Genomic DNA, 19,149 nt, shown 5'->3' on the forward strand with positions numbered 1-19,149 from the left:
CAAAACTCCCCAAACTCCATTTTGTATTATTTTTGAAATATCGCCGAAACCACCATGAAAAACACAAGGCATACATTTGCAGCGTCAAAATAAAAAAAACAGATGAAATCAAGTTTGGTATTAGGTTTACTACTTCTTGCGACTACAAACATCCATGCAAGAGACATAAAAGGTAAAGTAACAGACGCACAGACAGGCGAGGAAATTATCGGAGCTTCCATTCTTATTAAAGAAGAGCCCGGTAAAGGTGCAGTATCGGGAATGGACGGAAGCTTTAACCTGTCGGTAGCACGTCCCAAGTATACACTGGTATGTTCCTACGTGGGATATAAGAAATGTGAAATAGAGATTGGAAGTAAGGATACAGAAATCGTCATTCCCCTGAAAAGCGACGACGTCGTACTGGAAGGTGTTACGGTGGTAGCAAGCAATCCCGGACGTACGGAAGCCGGAGCACGCGGTATCGAGCGCTCGGCCATGAACGTGGTAAACGTGATGAGTGCCAAGGCTATCGAACTTTCACCGGATATTACAGTAGCAAACGTAATACAGCGTATGTCGGGTGTAACCATCGAACGTAACAGCAGCGGCGAAGGTCAGTATGCTATTCTTCGCGGTATGGACAAGCGTTACAACTATACACTGATAAACGGAGTAAAGATTCCGAGTCCGGACAACAAGAACCGTTTTGTTCCGCTGGACATTTTCCCGTCGGAAATGCTGGACCGACTGGAAGTAACCAAGTCGCTTACTGCCAACATGGAAGGTGACGGAATCGGCGGTGCCGTGAATCTGATTATGAAGGATGCCCCTTCCGAAAGACAGTTTACAGCAAATGTTTCAACCGGATACAACGCCATGTATTTCGACCGCGACTTCCAGTCGTTCAATCATGGAGCAATCGTCAAGCAGTCACCCTACGAACAGATGGGAAAACCGGAAGACAACCGGGTGACAATGGATAATTTCACAACCGACAATCTGCACATGACATGGAAAAAGCCATTGCCCGACCTGACAGCCGGACTGTCTTACGGCGACCGTTTCTTTCAGGACAAACTGGGTGTAATGCTTGCAGGAAGTTTCCTGAACACCTATCGAGGCAAGGAAAGTCAGTTGTATTACCAGCCGGGAACCACACACAATGGCATCGAATACCGTAACTATTCTTCCCAGCAGACACGAATCGGGGCACATGCCAAACTGGACTATCAAATCAGTGCCAACCATAAACTGACATGGTACAACGGTTACATGGACATGCGCGAGGCCGAAGTTCGTGACAGTCACGACGACGAGGAAGGCTCGGTACGTATGAAATGGAACCACCAGTACATCATCAATTCTACCCTGAAGGGAGAACATGCTTTTCTGGACGACGGAGCTCTCCGCCTGAACTGGTCGGCCGTCATTTCGAAAGCTTACAGCGAAACCCCTGACAATACAGAAATCTTTATGCAAGGAAGCCATGTCCAGACCTCGGGAGCTGCTACCCGTCGGTGGGAACATAATTCCGACAAGGATAAAACGGGCTATGTAGACCTGATGTACAAACTGAAACTGGACAACGGTTCTGTATTCGACTTCTCGGCAGGAGGTATGTACCGCGACAAAAAGCGCAACAGCTTCTTCAATGAATATACGTTCAACTCTGCTACAGGAGCGAAAGATCCACAGTATCAGGGCGAGGACTGGAACAACTACGATGAAATTCTGTTTACTCCACAAAAATACGGAAACATCACCGATCCGCTGAACTATGATGCGACGGAAAAAATCGGTGCAGCCTACGGAATGGCAAAATATACTTACCGCAACTGGGAGTTCATTGCAGGAGTACGTATGGAACACACCAATCAGGGATATGTACTGGAGTTTCCTACCGATAATGCGGATCCGGAAGGCAACCAGAAATATACCGATGTACTGCCAAGTTTTCACGTAAAATACGGAGTACACAAAAATGCCAACCTGCGTTTCTCATACGCACGTTCCATCAACCGCCCGAGTTTCTTCGAAATTGTACCTTACAGCATCATCAACGAAGACTATAAGGAAAAAGGTAATCCCGACCTGAAACATACAGTAGCCGACAACATCGACTTGCGTTATGAATTCTTTCCCAAAACATCCGAACAGTTCATGGTGGGCATGTTCTATAAAAGATTGAAGAACCCGATTGAATATGGTTTGCTGAACGAGGGACAAGATACTTACTACAAACCGATGAACTTTGGTAATGCTACCAACCTGGGCGTGGAAGTAGATATCATGAAATACTTCAACTGGTTCGGAATCAAGGCAAACTATACTTACACACATTCTTCCATCACCACAAACAAGCGTATCATGGAAGGCAATGACGTAAAGAGTATTTCACAGACCCGCCCGCTGTTCGGACAGGCTGCCCACGTAGCCAATCTGTCCCTGCTCTTCAAGAGTACCAAATACGGCTGGGAAGGACAAATCGCCGGAAGCTATACAGGAAAACGCCTGAGCGATATTTCCAACTGGTACAACGATGATATCTGGGAAGACGGTTACATGCAGTTGGATGCTTCCGTTGAAAAGAGTTTCAAGAATGGCATCAGCATCTTTGCCAAAGCGTCCAACTTACTGGATACCCCTTTGCTTCGATTCATCCAAAACAGTCCGCAAACAGAAACTGTAAAGTCAGAACGTAAAGACGGCAACGTAATCGAACGTAAGGAATGGCACGGACAATCAATCATGATAGGAATCAGATACAAATTATAACTAACTAAAGATTAAACACTAATAACAAAATTATTATTACAACATGAAACTGAAGAATTATTTATTGGCTGGAACAGCCTTGGTTGCACTGTCTTTCATGGCAGCTTGTTCGGAAGACGATACCGTTTCGAATGGAAATGACACAGAAACCCCGGAAGGAAACGGCAACGAAAGTAATGACGATGTCATTGTCTGGCCTGCTGATACAGTCGTAACGCTAACCAATCACTATACAGTTCCCGAAGGCAAGAGTCTTATCATCAAAGAAGGAGCACAGATTATCGTAAGCACAGACGGAGTTGGTGCCAACCATGCTCCTGTTGAATTCACAGTAAACGGTAACCTTTATTGCGAAGGAACAGCCGAAAAACCGATTTTATTCTCTGTTCCACAAGATGAACGTACAGAAGCAAATGCCCTGGCCGGATTGTGGGGAGGTATCGTAGCTACTTCAACCTGTGCGGAAATGCTGATAGACCATACCATTATTGAATATACGGGTGGTCAGGTTATCAGTGGCTCTCCTGCTGCCAATGCAAATATCTATACAGCCGGTGACGATGCTTATCCGCAAATTACAACAGACAATATCAACGGTCACTATGTCATTACAAATTCTATTCTGCGTAACGGCTGGTCGGATGGTATCTACCTGATGGGAGGTAACGCCATCATTGCTAACAATATTTTCGCAGCCAACGGATATGATGGTGCCGAAGCAGTAAATGTTAAAGCAGGTTGTGTAGTCGATGTCGCAGGAAACGTAATGTTCAGCCCGAATACCAACGGCTTGAAGCTGTCAAGTTCTGGTCAGAGTGAAGACCGCAATATGGCAAAGATTCAGGCTTATAACAATACAATCATCAATGCCGGATGGCGCCGTGACGGAGGAAAAGGCGGATGTGTCTATGCTGAAAAGAATGCATTGGTCAATGTATTCAACAACTTGATGGTAAACTGTAAGTTCAGAGCCATGACTCCTAACTATGATCAGCCAAACAATCCGGATGAAGGATATTGCAGCCAGTCGGTTATCGACTATAATTACTATGCTTCAGGAACTCAGAAAAGTGATATTGTATTCGAAGACGAATCGGGTGTAGCTTACTCATGGGAAGGATATGCTTACAAGCACAAGAACTATTATGAAGGTGTAGTAGATGCACACAGCATTATTACCAAGAGCGAAGCAGAATGTGCAGTCAATGATCCGAAATTTGTCAACTTCCCTATCAACGATGTAGCGCTGACCGATTATATCTATCAGGATGCATGGGACTTCCATGTACAAGCTGATTCTCCAGTCCTGACAGGTGCTTACGATGGAAACGATGAAGCAATGGCTCCTTATTTCGGAACAGAAGGTTTGAAAGTCAACGGACAGACTTATACTTCTCCTGCTGTTGAAGCTCGTTATGGTGCTTACGGAACGAAATAATCATTTCTAATTTATAAATTAAACTTTGTCAAATAAGAAAGGTTCGGGGCTATTCCAAAGTTTCGGACCTTTTCTTTTCTAAAAAAAATCATCTTTTAGGATGCATAATTCATATTTTTTTCAGAATCTGCATCGAACTTTGCATGGTATAAAAAAACAACTTATTATGACTTCAATTAAGAAAACATTTATCACACTGTGTGTGGCTCTCGCCGCTATAAGCGGATTTGCTCAAAATGCAACAGAATGGAAAAAGCTGGAAAAGCCTGTCAATTTTATCCTGGCCAACGACTTGGGACGAAATGGTTACTATGACCAGAAACCGATAGCCGAACTGATGGGCAAAATGGCAGAAAATGTCGACATCGAATTTGTGGTAGCTGCCGGCGATGTTCACCACTTTGAAGGTGTACGCAGCGTAAACGATCCGTTATGGATGACGAACTACGAGCTTATCTACAGCCATCCGGACCTGATGATTCCCTGGTATCCTGTATTGGGCAACCATGAATATCGTGGTAACACACAAGCTGTCATCGACTACAGCAATGTCAGTGCACGCTGGAGAATGCCCGACCGCTACTATACACGCGTAGAGGAAAATGACGGCGTGACAGTCCGCCTGGTCATGGTAGATACAGCACCCTTACTGGATAAGTACCGCAAAGATACGGAAAAATATCCTGATGCCTGCAAACAGGACATGAACAAAGAACTGGCATGGATAGACTCAGTGCTTACAACGGCCAAGGAAGACTGGGTACTGGTAGTGGGCCATCACCCTATTTATGCAGATACAGACAAAAGTACATCCGAACGTACCGACTTGCAGAAACGTCTGGACACAGTGCTCCGCAAGCATAAAAATGTAGATATGTACTTATGCGGACACATACATAACTTCCAGCATGTCCGCCAGCCGAACAGTTCTATCGACTATGTTGTAAACACTTCCGGTTCACTGGGCCGTGAGGTTAAACCAATCGACGGTACAAAGTTCTGTAGCAGTGAAACCGGATTCTCACTGATAACAGCCGACAAGAAGGTACTGAACCTGCACATGATAAACAAAGACGGTAAAGTACTCTATACAGTCACAAGAAATAAATAGGCAGACGCCAGAAGCAGAAGCGGAAATTCATAATTAATATTAAAACCACAACAAAGAAAAACCCTTTTCAAGCCATCTTTTGTTCCATCTTCATAAAGGCAACATAACTTATACATACCAAGGAACAGTTTTAATGATGAATAGGGTTTTACGCTTAACTGCTTTTCTAAAAATCTGCTTGCTGAGTTTTTGCATTGCTTCGTGTAACAGAAATTTTCCAGAAAACGAAGCAATGCAAACTTCCGGCAGTCAGGTAGAATGGAATATATCGCTACAAGGCTCACGAGCCGTTATACATACTGATGGCAGCGGCCATTTCGAAGAAGGTGACACCATACTGGTATACGCACAAGATATCACCAGCGGACATTCTCAACACTATACACTGCATCTGGAAAACGGGACATGGAAACCCGATATATACTGGAAAGAGTTGGGAGAGCAGGTGGAGTTCACAGCATGGCACGTTGCTTCCATGCATCGGCTTTATGAGGCAAGCCAGATTTCATCCAATTATGTTCATACACTCGAAGCTGACCAGCAGGAAGAAGGTTACCGCCATTCCGATTTACTGGTTGCAAAAACCCGTGCCCAATCGGGAGAAAAAGTACAACTGAATTTTACTCATGCGCTAAACCGGCTGCACATCGTACTGGAAAGTAAGGATGATTCCTATCCAACGGAACAATTACAGCAAGCCGAAATTCAGATACATGCTCCTCGCCTGTTACCATTCGACTTATCAGACGGCACGCTGAATGCCCCGTCCGACTATCAGTGGATTACACCTGCCCAGCAAGCGGACAATGCAAGATGGACGGCATTGCTATGTCCACAGGCGACAAATGAGTTGCGTCCGGAAGGCTGGATACGTATCCGCATAGCAGGAAAAGAAACAATTGTGCCGGTACCCGAAACACTGGAAGGAAAGCCTTTTGAGGCTTTGGAAGCTGGTAAAGAAATAACTTACCGTATCAATGTACAAAAGGGAGGTACAACCGACAACTTTGCCGGAAAGACTCAATGGATATATGGGATAAAAGAGCCTGCTCCCGAACAATGGAACATAGACCATACGCAACTGAAATGGGTAAAAGACTGCGGATGGTTCGACTGCAACAAAATCGATCCATCGGACGTAACAGCCGGAGGCGACGGACTGATGTGCTGGGCTGCCGCAACATCCAACCTGATTCACTGGTGGCTGCAACAGAACCGTGAAACAGAAGCTGTCAAGGCATACAAGGGACCACGGGCTATGCCGGTCGATATGCTGCATAGTGAGATTTTCCAACTATACAAGAATCATTTCCCCAATCAGGGAAATTATCCGCTAAAGGCTATAAACTGGTTCTTCAACGGGGTATTTCACAACCGGATATATGATACTGATCCTACAGATCCGGCAGCAGGATTTTTCCGCGAACAATTGGGAACTCATTCACTGGGCAAAGAATATGTAGGAAACGCCCTGACACGCGAAGGTTTCAACGCAATTATAAAGCAGGCGTTATCATCGCAACAAGGTATCTTGTTCATCATTAATTTAGGGAAAAGATGGTCGACACACGCTGTTACGCTATGGGGAGTCACCTTTGACGATGCAGGATTCGTTGATACATTATATATGGTGGACAATAACGACGGACGTTACGATACACAAGGTACTATCCGGGTTATCAAGGTGCAATACCTGCCCTACTCTGATTCGAACCCGCAACTTTATCCTTATATTCCCAACAGTCTTGGTGATTTCACTATCCGTATAGAATCACTCTGTACACTCAGTCTGGGAAAAGAATGGATAAAATAGGAAAAAACGCTGAAACCTGTTGTTAGATAAAAGACTATGCCGACATCAGACGTGTGGCATAGTCTTTTCTTTATATTGCCTGTCCGGACAGACTTCAGCAAAGTTTACAGATATCTTCTACTATCTGAACGTCAGTCAACCGGTTTTCCTTCAGCAGTTCCTCTGTAATGTAACGGTCGGCAAACTCTTTACGCACACCGTAAGTCAAGACCTTCATGTCCGAATCACCATAGAAACGAGCAATCTTTTCACCAAATCCACCGTCTATCTCGCCGTCTTCCAAGGTTACAACCAACGAATGGGACTGTTTCAGGTCTTCCAGCATTGCAACATCCAGCCCGGTAATATAACGTGGATTTATCAATGTTGCTTCTATTCCAGATTCCTCTTTCAGACGTTTGGCAACAGCTTCTCCCAGCGAATAGAATGCTCCCAATCCTAAAATGGCGACTTTCTCTCCTTTCCGAACCAGCTTATAGTGATTCAAATCGCTGTAATCGGTATCGTATTCCTGATTGCCGGAAACGACAGATGCTCCCGGAACACGAATGGCAACCGGATATTTGTTCTGATAAATAGACCATTTCAGCATAGCGAAATACTCTTCCTTACAAGTCGGCGCCAAGTAAACCATGTTGGGAATATTGCAAATCAACGGAATATCGAAGAAACCCAGATGAGTTTCATCGTTCATTCCTGCTATGGTTCCCATAAAGACAACAATCGTAGCCGGATTATTATTGATGCACAAATCCTGAGAAAGTTGGTCGTAAGTGCGCTGGATAAACGAACTGTATACTCCATAGACGGGCTTTCCGCCACCGGCCGCAATACCGGAAGCCAGCGCAACAGCATGTTCTTCGGCGATACCCACATCGACAAACTGACGTCCTGCCTGCTGTCTGCGTTCAGGAGTAAACCCGATAACAGAAGGAGTACCGGATGTTATAGCTACCACCGACTTGTCTTTCTTCATCTCATCGAGCAAAAACTTCGCAGTCAGGTCGGAATAATCCTCCACTCCTGAAAAATCAAACTTAGGAGCTCCTGTCTTCAAATCGAAAGGCATTCCCCAATGCCATTGTTCCTTGTGGGTTTCAGCCGGTAAATATCCCTTTCCTTTCAAGGTGTGAATGTGAACCACAACCGGACGTGGTGTATCTTTTACTGCCTTAAAGGCTGTAATCAGCGAAGCAATATCATTTCCGTCTTTCACAAACATGTAATCCAATCCCAGTGAGCGGAAGAAATTACATTCCGCTTTACCTTCTGTTTCACGCAACAAACGCAGGTTCTGATACAATCCTCCATGATTTTCGGCAATGGACATCTCGTTATCGTTTACCACAATAATCATGTTTGTCCCGTTCTCTCCCGCATTGCTCAATCCCTCATAAGCCTCTCCTCCGCTCAAAGAGCCGTCACCAATTACGGCAATAATATTTTCGCTATCCCCCTTCAGGTCACGCGCCTTCACCAGTCCGCAAGCCAAGCTGACAGACGTCGAAGTATGTCCGATAGTGAAGAAATCGTGTTCGCTTTCCTGCGGATTCGTATAACCGGACACCTTATCATAATCGGCGGCATTCAGAAAGGCTTCCTTTCTTCCGGTCAATATTTTGTGCGTATAGCTCTGGTGTGACACATCGTATACAATCTTGTCGTATGGAGAATTGAATACATAATGTAAAGCAATGGTTGCTTCTACCATGCCCAGATTAGGGCCGATATGACCTCCATGTTCACTCAGTTTATGCAACAAAGCCTGACGCACCTCAGTGGCCAGCACTTCCATTTGCTCTACAGACAGTACCTTTACATCGGCAGGAGAATTGATTTTTTCAATATACATAATATTCTATTTTTAATGACGATGCAAAAATAAAACTTCTGTTTCAATTGCCTTCTAACCATTTTGCGGGAAATATAACCCGAATTACAGATATACGGATTTCAGCAGTCGCAAAAAAATAAAAGAAAAACAATGTAAAAATGATAAAGATATACATCAAAAAGTGTATCTTTGTCCACAAGTAAAACAAAGGGGTGCCCTTTTTCGACGGGCTGAGATTATACCCTAAGCACCTGATGCGGTTAGTACCGCCGAAGGGATTGTTATTCGTCTATATATCTTCTCCGGCTTCCGGGACAACTCTTTGTTATTACTTTCACTAACACATCAACATTTATGAAAGTACAAGTCAACAACAAAGAGGTGGAACTTACCACAGGAAATACTATTTCAGCTTTGGCCGTGCAATTGGATTTACCGTCGCAGGGCGTTGCCATTGCATTGAACAATCGCATGATACCTCGCAGCCAGTGGGCAGAACAGGTAATACAGGAAGGCGACAGTCTGGTTATCATTAAAGCTGCATGCGGAGGATAAGGCAATGGATTTACAGTTTATCACACATTTTACCGACCGGTATTCTTATTATGATTCAGCACGCATGGCGCTCGAGGGCGGATGCCGCTGGATTCAATTGCGAATGAAAGATGCCACTCCCGAAGAAGTCCGTACGGAAGCTGTCTGTGTACAGGCGTTATGTAAGGAATACGGAGCCACCTTCATTATCGACGATCAGGTGGAACTGGTAAAAGAGCTGCATGCCGACGGGGTTCATCTGGGGAAAAAGGATATGCCCATTGCCGAAGCAAGACAAATTCTGGGCAAAGACTTTATCATCGGAGGAACAGCAAACACTTTCGAAGACGTACAGATGCACTATCAGGCAGGAGCCGATTACATCGGGTGCGGTCCGTTCCGCTTTACAACAACCAAGAAGAATCTCAGCCCAATTCTTGGACTGGAAGGATATGCTTCCATCGTATCACAGATGAAAGCTGCCGGCATCAATCTGCCAATTGTTGCTATCGGAGGTATTACCTACGATGATATTCCTGCTATCATGCAAACCGGAGTTACAGGCATTGCCCTGAGTGGAACAATTCTACGGGCAGACAATCCGGCAGATGAAACGCATCGCATACTCGAAGCTATCCGGCTATCCAAGCAGACGGCTCAACAATAAATGTCTATTTTTTAAAACTCAAACAAAATAAATACAATGGAAAAACTTATTATTGCCGGAAAAGAATTTGAATCCCGCTTGTTTCTGGGAACCGGCAAGTTCAATTCAAATCAACTCATGGAAGATGCCATTCTGGCATCAGGTACTGAAATGGTAACAGTTGCCATGAAACGTATCGAACTCGAAAACAAGGAAGACGACATGCTGCGCCATATTATTCATCCGCATATACAGCTATTGCCTAACACTTCAGGCGTACGTACTGCCGAAGAAGCAGTTTTTGCCGCACAAATGGCACGTGAGGCTTTCGGAACCAACTGGCTGAAACTGGAAATTCATCCGGATCCGCGTTACTTGTTGCCTGATTCTACTGAAACGCTGAAGGCAACAGAACAACTGGTGAAACTGGGATTCGTGGTATTGCCTTACTGTCAGGCTGACCCGACTTTATGTAAACGCCTGGAAGAAGCCGGAGCAGCCACTGTCATGCCGCTTGCCGCTCCTATCGGAACCAACAAAGGATTGCAGACACGCGACTTCTTGCGCATTATCATTGAGCAGAGTAATGTACCGGTTGTTGTCGATGCAGGTATCGGTGCTCCAAGCCATGCTGCAGAAGCAATGGAAATGGGTGCATCAGCATGTCTGGTCAATACAGCTATCGCCGTAGCAGGCAATCCGGTAGAAATGGCAAAAGCTTTCAAGGAAGCAGTCATTGCCGGAAGACGCGCCTACGAAGCAGGATTAGGTATCCAGTCGGAAAACCTCGTAGCTTCTGCTTCTTCTCCACTAACATCATTTTTAAATGAATAAATACATATCTTCATGGATAAAGAAAAAGACAAAAGAGCATATGCACATGCCGAAAAGGCTTACATGCAAGGAACGCTTTTCCCATTCATTAAAGTAGGAATGCAGAAGGTAAACCTCACTCCTACCGTAACAATCGTTAATGGAGAAAAGGTTACCACTCCTAATGCGCCGGTTTATGTTTACGACACAAGTGGTCCGTTCAGTGACCCGAACATTGAAATCGACCTGAAGAAAGGTCTTCCCCGTATGCGTGAAAGCTGGATTCTGGAACGTGGCGATGTAGAGCAATTGCCTTCCATTACTTCAGGATATGGCAAGATGCGCCGCGACGACCATTCGCTCGACCATCTACGTTTCGAGCATATCGCTTTGCCTTACCGTGCAAAAGCCGGAAAATGCTGCACGCAGATGTACTACGCCAAACAGGGTATCATTACTCCGGAAATGGAATATGTAGCTATCCGCGAGAACATGAACTGCAAAGAGCTGGGCATTGATACATATATCACTCCCGAATTTGTACGCGACGAGATAGCAGCCGGACGTGCCGTATTGCCGGCAAACATCAATCATCCGGAGTCGGAACCGATGATTATCGGACGTAACTTCTTGGTAAAAATCAATACCAACATCGGTAATTCGGCAACAACTTCCAGCATCGATGAAGAAGTGGACAAGGCTGTATGGAGCTGTAAATGGGGAGGTGACACACTGATGGATCTTTCTACCGGCGACAACATTCACGAAACTCGTGAATGGATTGTACGCAACTGCCCGGTTCCGGTGGGTACCGTGCCTATCTATCAGGCACTGGAAAAGGTAAATGGCAAAGTAGAAGACCTGACGTGGGAAATCTATCGCGATACACTGATCGAACAGTGCGAACAGGGAGTCGACTATTTCACCATCCATGCCGGTATACGCCGCCACAATGTACATCTTGCCGACAAGCGTCTGTGCGGTATTGTATCACGCGGAGGTAGTATCATGAGCAAATGGTGTCTGGTACACGATCAGGAATCATTCCTTTATGAGCATTTCGACGATATTTGTGATATACTTGCCCAATACGACGTTGCCGTATCATTGGGCGACGGTCTGCGTCCGGGATGCATTGCTGATGCGAATGATGAGGCCCAGTTTGCAGAACTTGATACAATGGGCGAACTGGTTGTACGCGCATGGGCAAAGAATGTACAGGCATTCATCGAAGGTCCGGGACATGTGCCTTTGCACAAAATCAAAGAAAACATGGAACGCCAGATCAGCCATTGCCATAACGCACCGTTCTATACCCTCGGTCCGTTGGTAACTGACATCGCCCCTGGCTACGACCACATCACATCTGCTATCGGAGCCGCTCAGATTGGCTGGCTCGGTACAGCCATGTTGTGCTACGTTACTCCGAAAGAGCATCTGGGATTGCCTAACCGCGAAGACGTACGTACCGGAGTTATCACATACAAGATTGCAGCTCATGCAGCCGATCTGGCCAAAGGTCACCCGGGTGCGCAGATACGCGACAATGCCTTGAGTAAGGCACGCTACGAGTTCCGCTGGCGCGACCAGTTCCACCTGAGTCTTGATCCGGACCGTGCGCTGGAATATTTTAACGAAGGTCGTCACACAGATGGTGAATACTGTACCATGTGTGGGCCTAACTTCTGTGCAATGAAGTTATCGCGCGACTTGTCGAATCTTAAGTAATCATTTAATTAACCAACCATTCCGCTATTTTGAAAAATAGCGGAATGTATACAAGAAATTGAAAACTAGCCATAAATATCATGTTTAGTGACGAATTAGAAAAAATAAGCTGGGAAGAAACCACCAAAGCCATCTACTCAAAAACCGAAGCCGACGTTATACGTGCTTTGGGAAAGTCACACTGCGACGTAGACGACTTTATGGCACTGATTTCACCTGCTGCCGAGAAATTTCTCGAGCCGATGGCACATTTGAGTCGTAAATACACCGAAGAACGTTTCGGAAAGACTATATCTATGTTTATCCCGCTATACATTACCAACTCGTGTACCAACTCGTGTGTGTACTGCGGCTTTCATATTAGTAATCCGATGGCACGTACCATCCTTACGCCGGAAGAAATAGAGAACGAATACCGCGCCATTAAGAAACTCGGTCCTTTTGAAAATCTGTTGATTGTAACAGGAGAAAATCCGGCAAAGGCAGGAGTACCTTACATCGCAAAGGCTCTCGATCTGGCAAAGCCGTATTTTTCAAATCTGAAGATAGAGGTCATGCCGCTTAAGGCCGAAGAATATGCCGAACTGGTAAACCACGGTCTGAACGGGGTTATCTGCTTTCAGGAAACATACAACAAGGCACGCTACAACATCTATCACCCGCGTGGCATGAAATCGAAATTCGAATGGCGTGTAAACGGCTTTGACCGTATGGGACAGGCCGGCGTTCACTCTATCGGCATGGGCGTTCTTATCGGACTGGAAGACTGGCGTACAGATGTAACAATGATGGCTTATCACCTGCGCTATCTGCAAAAGCACTATTGGAAAACAAAATATAGTGTCAACTTTCCACGTATGCGTCCGGCTGAGAATGAAGGATTCCAGCCTAATGTCATCATGAGCGACAAAGAACTGGCTCAGGTAACATTTGCCATGCGTATATTCGATCACGATGTAGATATCTCTTATTCTACCCGTGAACCTGCCAATATCCGTGACCACATGGCAACACTTGGGGTAACGACCATGAGTGCTGAAAGCAAAACCGAGCCGGGAGGTTACTATACTTACCCGCAAGCACTGGAACAGTTCCACGTCAGCGACGAACGTACAGCCGTAGAAGTTGAAAAAGCCCTCAAGGCTATCGGACGTGAACCGGTATGGAAAGACTGGGATGCCTCATTCGACCACATCGCACAATTGCATCGTACGGTTGCCGCCAACCAATAATCAAAAGGAAATGAAATAACAAGATGAAAGGTATCCGGAAAAAGTATCATGAGTCTATCCGGATGCCTTTCTTTTTCTACGAAACAGCTATGCAACTAACTGAGAAAGAAAAAGAAAGATATAATCGTCAGATTTTACTGGAAGAGATAGGAGAAAACGGACAAGTCCTATTAAGTCAAGCCAAAGTACTCATTGTTGGCGTAGGAGGACTGGGGTCCCCCATAGCTACTTACCTCACCGGTGCAGGAGTCGGTACCATCGGACTGATGGATGACGACAACGTGAGCGAAACCAATCTGCAACGGCAGATTTTATACAACGAAACAGAAGTTGGAATGCCTAAGGCTCTTTGTGCCAAGCAACGGCTGGAAAAGCTGAACGGCCATATCACATTCAAGGCCTATCCCACACGCCTGACCAAAGAAAATGCTCAGGAAATCATCAGCCAGTACGATATCGTTGTCGATGGATGCGACAACTTTCAGACACGCTACCTGATAAATGATACCTGTGTCCTATTAAATAAGGTGTATGTCTATGGAGCCATCCGAGCTTTCGACGGACAAGTATCTGTATTCAATTACCAAGGAGGAAAAAACTACCGTGACCTTTTCCCCGACGAAGAAGAAATGTTATCCATGCCATCCCCTCCCAAAGGCGTATTAGGAGTAACTCCCGGCTTGATTGGCTGCGCACAAGCCAACGAAGTTTTAAAGGTTATTACCGGTTACGGCGAGGTTTTAAGCAGCAAATTATGGCATATTGACCTCAAAACAATGGTTACGCACACGATTTTGCTTTAAACCATTAGGAATATTACAAACATGTTACTACCTTTGCGCCACAATTATGTTTTCACATGAAACTGATATTGATAACCAAACCTACATATTTCGTAGAGGAAGATAAGATTATAACTACGCTTTTCGACGAAGGACTCGACTATCTTCACCTGCGCAAGCCCGATACCGCCCCGGTTTATGCAGAACGCCTGCTGACCCTCATTCCGGAAAAGTACCGGAAACGTATCGTAGTACATGGACATTTTTATTTGAAAGAAGAATATAATCTCAAAGGAATTCACCTAAATCATCGTAATCCGGTTGCACCCGACAATTATTCCGGGCAGATAAGTACCTCCTGCCACTCGCTGGAAGAGGTAAAAGAAAAGAAAGCAAATTTCGATTATGTATTTCTCAGTCCTGTGTTCGACAGCATCTCCAAACAAGGATATGCAGCCGAATATACTCCTGAACAGATTCGTCAGGCAGCAAAGGAGGGCATAATCGACAAACGTGTCATTGCGCTGGGAGGCATCGATGAAGACAATATCCTGCAAGTGAAAGATTACGGTTTTGGAGGAGCGGCCATTCTGGGAGGACTTTGGAACAAGTTCGACCTCAACCACGACTATAATTACCAGAACCTTATCGAACATTTCAGGAAGCTGAAACGACTTGCAGATTAAAGTTTTTTTATTTCATTTGCCATGCTTAAAGAAATGGCGTAACTTTGCACTTAAATATTAGGCAATATATCAAAATATTACAATGAGCGAAACATCATCATTCAAAGTGTTCTCGGGTACAAACTCGAGATACCTTGCAGAAAAAATCTGTAACAGTTTAGGATGCCCACTGGGTAACATGAACATTACTCATTTCGCCGACGGCGAATTTGCAGTATCTTACGAAGAATCTATTCGCGGACAGCACGTATTCCTCGTACAGTCTACTTTCCCGAATTCAGACAATTTAATGGAGCTTTTGCTGATGATCGATGCAGCAAAGCGTGCTTCAGCTAAGAGTATCATCGCCGTAGTTCCGTATTTCGGATGGGCACGTCAGGACCGTAAGGACAAGCCGCGTGTTTCTATCGGTGCAAAACTGGTAGCCAACCTGATGAGTGTTGCCGGTATCGACCGTCTGATTACAATGGACTTGCACGCTGACCAGATTCAGGGATTCTTCGATATTCCGGTAGACCACCTCTACGGCTCTACTATTTTTGCTCCTTACATCCAGTCTTTGAACTTGGAGAACCTGGTTATCGCAACCCCGGACGTAGGTGGTTCTAAGCGTGCCAGCACGTATGCCAAATATTTAGATGTGCCTTTGGTTCTGTGCCACAAGACACGTGAAAAAGCAAACGTAGTAGCTTCTATGCAAATTATCGGTGATGTAAAGGGCAAGAATGTCATCCTTATCGACGATATGGTAGATACAGCCGGTACTATTACCAAGGCTGCCGACATTATGAAAGAAGCTGGTGCTACATCTGTACGCGCTATTGCTACACACTGTGTAATGTCTGGTCCTGCTTCTGAACGTGTTCAGAACTCACAGTTGGAAGAACTTGTATTTACCGACAGTATTCCTTACTCAAACCGTTGCGCAAAAGTTAAACAGCTTTCTATCGCTGATATGTTTGCTGAAACAATTCGCCGCGTGATGACTAACGAATCTATCAGCTCACAATACTTGCTGTAATTAAAGTTTTATTATCATAATCAATGTCATCCTGAGCGTTTCTGTGAATATAGAAAACGTTTGGGATGACATTTCTTTTATACTTACGCTTAACTTATGAAGATAGTCTGGCTCGACTTGAACAGTTCTTATGCACATTCTTCCTTAGCTCTCCCTGCCATACACGCACAGCTCTCTGAAGAAACATCCTATGAATGGGATATCGTATCGGCAACAGTCAACGAAAATCCGGGCATGATTGCCGGAGAAATCTATCGGCGCCGACCCGATATTATTGCAGCAACCTGCTGGTTGTTCAATCACGAAATGTTACTTCATGTGCTTTCACGTGCCAAGGCGTTACTGCCTGATTGCTGCATCACTCTGGGAGGGCCTGAATTTCTGGGAGAGAACCAGACCTTCCTAAGGTGTCACCCTTTCGTAGACTGCGTATTCAGGGGAGAAGGAGAAGAAGCCGTCAGCCAGTGGCTGAAGTGCTGGAATACTCCCGACAACTGGACAGACATTACCGGATTATGTTATATTGACAGAACCGACGGAAGTTATCACGACAACGGCATCGCACGTGTACTCGATTTCGACCAACTGGTTCCTCCCGAAACAAGCCGTTTTTTTAACTGGAGCAAGCCTTTCGTGCAACTGGAAACAACACGAGGATGCTTCAATACTTGTGCTTTCTGCGTAAGCGGAGGAGAAAAGCCTGTCCGGACCTTACCAATCGAAACCATTCGCGAACGCATCCACATCATTCATCGTCACGGCATCCGTAATATCCGTGTACTCGACCGGACGTTCAATTACAACAGCCGTAACGCCAAAGCTCTGCTCGATTTGTTTCTGGAATTTCCCGATATTCGCTTTCATCTGGAAATACACCCTGCCCTGCTCTCCGACGAGTTGAAAGCAGAACTGGCACGTATGCCTCAGGGGCTGCTCCATCTGGAAGCCGGAATACAGAGTCTTCGCGAAGAAGTACTTACAACCAGCCGTCGTATGGGCAAGCTGTCCGATGCCTTGGAGGGGCTGAAATACCTCTGCTCGCTGAACAACATGGAAACGCATGCCGACCTGATTGCCGGACTTCCGCTCTACAAGCTGGAAGAGATATTCGAAGATGTCCGTACACTTGCCTCTTACCGAGCCGGAGAGATCCAGCTTGAATCGCTGAAGCTGCTGCCGGGTACAGAGATGCGCCGCCGTGCCGACGAACTGGGCATCAAGTACTCTCCCTTTCCACCCTACGAAGTACTGGAAACAAGAGAGATTACTCCCGATGAACTGCAAACCGCACACCTGTTGTCGCGTCTGCTCGACGGATTCTACAATACCCCAGTCTGGCAAGATATTACGCGCCGCCTGATCGTAGAGCAACCCGATTTCCTGCATCGTTTTTTAGCACATCTTATTGCACTTGGAGTGGCCGACCAGCCCATGAGTCAGGAACGCCGCGGGGTGGTTTTATATGAATTCTGCAAACAGGCGTACCCAGCTTATGAAACAGCCGCAACACTGGCATGGATAGAAGCTGGAATGTCACTCAAGAAACAGCCTGCCGCACGCATACGCACCAAGCATGTTACACCTCCCGACAACTGGAATGTAGTATATGGCAGCTATCACGAACGGTTGAGGCTCTGCCTGCTTCCAGCAACCGAAGACGAAAAAACGAATTACTGGTTCGGTTTCGAAACAGAAAGCCAGCAGACTCGCCCCGTATTCAAGGCAACAAGTTGCGAAATTTAACTTTGCAAAAATCCCGGAAAAGCCTATCTTTGCAAAAAAGCAACAGACTATGAACAGAATATGTCATCTTTTCGGAATAAAATATCCCATTGTACAGGGAGGTATGGTATGGTGTAGTGGCTGGCGACTGGCATCAGCCGTCAGTAATGCAGGCGGACTGGGACTGCTGGGAGCTGGTTCCATGCACCCCGAAACCTTACGCGAGCACATACGCAAGTGCAAGGCAGCCACCGACAAGCCTTTCGGTGTGAACGTACCTCTGATGTATCCGGAAATGGATACGCTGATGCAAATCATTGCCGATGAGGGCGTGAAGATTGTCTTTACCTCTGCGGGAAATCCGAAGACATGGACTGAATGGCTGCACGACAAGGGAATCACCGTAGCACATGTTGTTTCTTCTACACGGTTCGCAGCCAAATGTGAGGAAGCTGGCGTCGACGCCATCGTAGCCGAGGGCTTTGAAGCAGGAGGCCATAACGGCAGGGAAGAAACAACAACCCTATGCCTGATACCTGCCGTAAAGAGAAGCTGTACGCTGCCGCTTATCGCTGCCGGAGGTATTGCCACCGGCGAAGCTATACTGGCCGTAAGGGCACTGGGAGCCGACGGTGTACAAATCGGTACACGCTTCGCACTGACCGAAGAGAGTTCCGCACACTTTACGTTCAAGGACCGCTGTCTGCGCCTGAATGAAGGCGACACCATCCTGACGTTGAAACAGCTTTCTCCTACCCGACTGGTCAAGAATGATTTCTACAAGCACGTGGAAGAAGCCGAACTGCGGGGAGCTTCTGTCGACGAACTGCGGACCCTGCTGGGACACGGACGTGCCAAACTGGGTATCTTCGAAGGAGATTTATTCGAAGGAGAACTGGAAATCGGACAAGCAGCATCGATGATCAAACGTCTGCAAACGGTAGATGAAGTAATGAAAGAACTTATAGAAGACTACAATACTGCGCTTCGCCGGATGCAAGACGAATTAAACTGGAACTGATCTTTTAACCA

General features: G+C 45.9%; 15 protein-coding genes and 1 riboswitch. Of the genes, 14 read left to right on the forward strand and 1 reads right to left on the reverse strand.

Annotation, left to right across the window (positions count from 1 at the left end; all coding sequences use genetic code 11):
* The first annotated feature begins 102 nt into the window (after positions 1-102).
* The 4 genes from WKT12_RS07380 to WKT12_RS07395 all read left to right on the forward strand — a co-directional run bounded on the left by WKT12_RS07380 (position 103) and on the right by WKT12_RS07395 (position 7,119).
* Positions 103-2,757 (forward strand): TonB-dependent receptor domain-containing protein, encoded by a 2,655-nt coding sequence (locus tag WKT12_RS07380; protein ID WP_021970049.1) that lies wholly within the window; start codon positions 103-105, stop codon positions 2,755-2,757.
* Between the two features lie 43 nt (positions 2,758-2,800).
* A complete protein-coding gene (locus tag WKT12_RS07385) occupies positions 2,801-4,195 on the forward strand; it encodes a right-handed parallel beta-helix repeat-containing protein (protein ID WP_340319284.1) in 1,395 nt (464 codons plus the stop codon).
* A gap of 166 nt (positions 4,196-4,361) precedes the next feature.
* Positions 4,362-5,306, forward strand: coding sequence for a metallophosphoesterase (locus WKT12_RS07390; RefSeq protein WP_340319285.1), 945 nt, complete (start codon positions 4,362-4,364; stop codon positions 5,304-5,306).
* Between the two features lie 232 nt (positions 5,307-5,538).
* On the forward strand, positions 5,539-7,119 hold the full coding sequence (locus WKT12_RS07395) for a fimbrillin family protein (protein WP_340319286.1): 1,581 nt from the start codon (positions 5,539-5,541) through the stop codon (positions 7,117-7,119).
* Positions 7,120-7,213: 94 nt separating this feature from the next.
* Here the strand turns inward: WKT12_RS07395 and WKT12_RS07400 are convergent, their stop codons facing one another.
* A complete protein-coding gene (locus WKT12_RS07400; RefSeq protein ID WP_340319287.1) occupies positions 7,214-8,971 on the reverse strand; it encodes a 1-deoxy-D-xylulose-5-phosphate synthase in 1,758 nt (585 codons plus the stop codon).
* 180 nt (positions 8,972-9,151) lie between these two features.
* Positions 9,152-9,248: riboswitch (TPP riboswitch) on the forward strand.
* Between the two features lie 59 nt (positions 9,249-9,307).
* Between WKT12_RS07400 and thiS the strand changes: the two genes are divergently transcribed.
* The 10 genes from thiS (at position 9,308) to WKT12_RS07450 (ending at position 19,138) form a co-directional block, all read left to right on the forward strand.
* Complete coding sequence (gene thiS, locus WKT12_RS07405) at positions 9,308-9,508, forward strand: sulfur carrier protein ThiS (RefSeq protein WP_021970053.1); 201 nt, start codon at positions 9,308-9,310, stop codon at positions 9,506-9,508.
* 4 nt (positions 9,509-9,512) lie between these two features.
* A complete protein-coding gene (locus WKT12_RS07410; RefSeq protein ID WP_340319288.1) occupies positions 9,513-10,154 on the forward strand; it encodes a thiamine phosphate synthase in 642 nt (213 codons plus the stop codon).
* 36 nt (positions 10,155-10,190) lie between these two features.
* The gene (locus WKT12_RS07415) at positions 10,191-10,967 is read left to right on the forward strand and encodes a thiazole synthase (protein WP_021970055.1); all 777 of its coding nucleotides are present in this window, start codon (positions 10,191-10,193) and stop codon (positions 10,965-10,967) included.
* A gap of 12 nt (positions 10,968-10,979) precedes the next feature.
* Positions 10,980-12,674 carry a phosphomethylpyrimidine synthase ThiC gene (thiC, locus tag WKT12_RS07420; protein WP_340319289.1) on the forward strand — a complete coding sequence of 565 codons (1,695 nt, stop codon included), beginning with the start codon at positions 10,980-10,982 and terminating at the stop codon, positions 12,672-12,674.
* A gap of 80 nt (positions 12,675-12,754) precedes the next feature.
* Positions 12,755-13,906: a 2-iminoacetate synthase ThiH gene (thiH, locus tag WKT12_RS07425; protein ID WP_021970057.1), complete on the forward strand. Its 1,152-nt coding sequence runs from the start codon at positions 12,755-12,757 to the stop codon at positions 13,904-13,906.
* Between the two features lie 89 nt (positions 13,907-13,995).
* Entirely contained in the window at positions 13,996-14,709 is a 714-nt protein-coding gene (locus tag WKT12_RS07430) for a HesA/MoeB/ThiF family protein (RefSeq protein WP_340319338.1), read from the forward strand.
* A gap of 56 nt (positions 14,710-14,765) precedes the next feature.
* Complete coding sequence (locus WKT12_RS07435) at positions 14,766-15,374, forward strand: thiamine phosphate synthase (RefSeq protein WP_021970059.1); 609 nt, start codon at positions 14,766-14,768, stop codon at positions 15,372-15,374.
* A gap of 82 nt (positions 15,375-15,456) precedes the next feature.
* On the forward strand, positions 15,457-16,395 hold the full coding sequence (locus WKT12_RS07440; protein WP_021970060.1) for a ribose-phosphate pyrophosphokinase: 939 nt from the start codon (positions 15,457-15,459) through the stop codon (positions 16,393-16,395).
* Positions 16,396-16,491: 96 nt separating this feature from the next.
* The gene (locus WKT12_RS07445; RefSeq protein ID WP_340319290.1) at positions 16,492-18,138 is read left to right on the forward strand and encodes a B12-binding domain-containing radical SAM protein; all 1,647 of its coding nucleotides are present in this window, start codon (positions 16,492-16,494) and stop codon (positions 18,136-18,138) included.
* A 49-nt stretch (positions 18,139-18,187) separates the two neighbouring features.
* On the forward strand, positions 18,188-19,138 hold the full coding sequence (locus WKT12_RS07450) for an NAD(P)H-dependent flavin oxidoreductase (RefSeq protein ID WP_340319291.1): 951 nt from the start codon (positions 18,188-18,190) through the stop codon (positions 19,136-19,138).
* Positions 19,139-19,149: the final 11 nt, after the last annotated feature.

It is taken from the genome of Phocaeicola sp. HCN-6420 (genome assembly GCF_037890145.1).
Taxonomy (GTDB): Bacteria; Bacteroidota; Bacteroidia; order Bacteroidales; family Bacteroidaceae; genus Phocaeicola.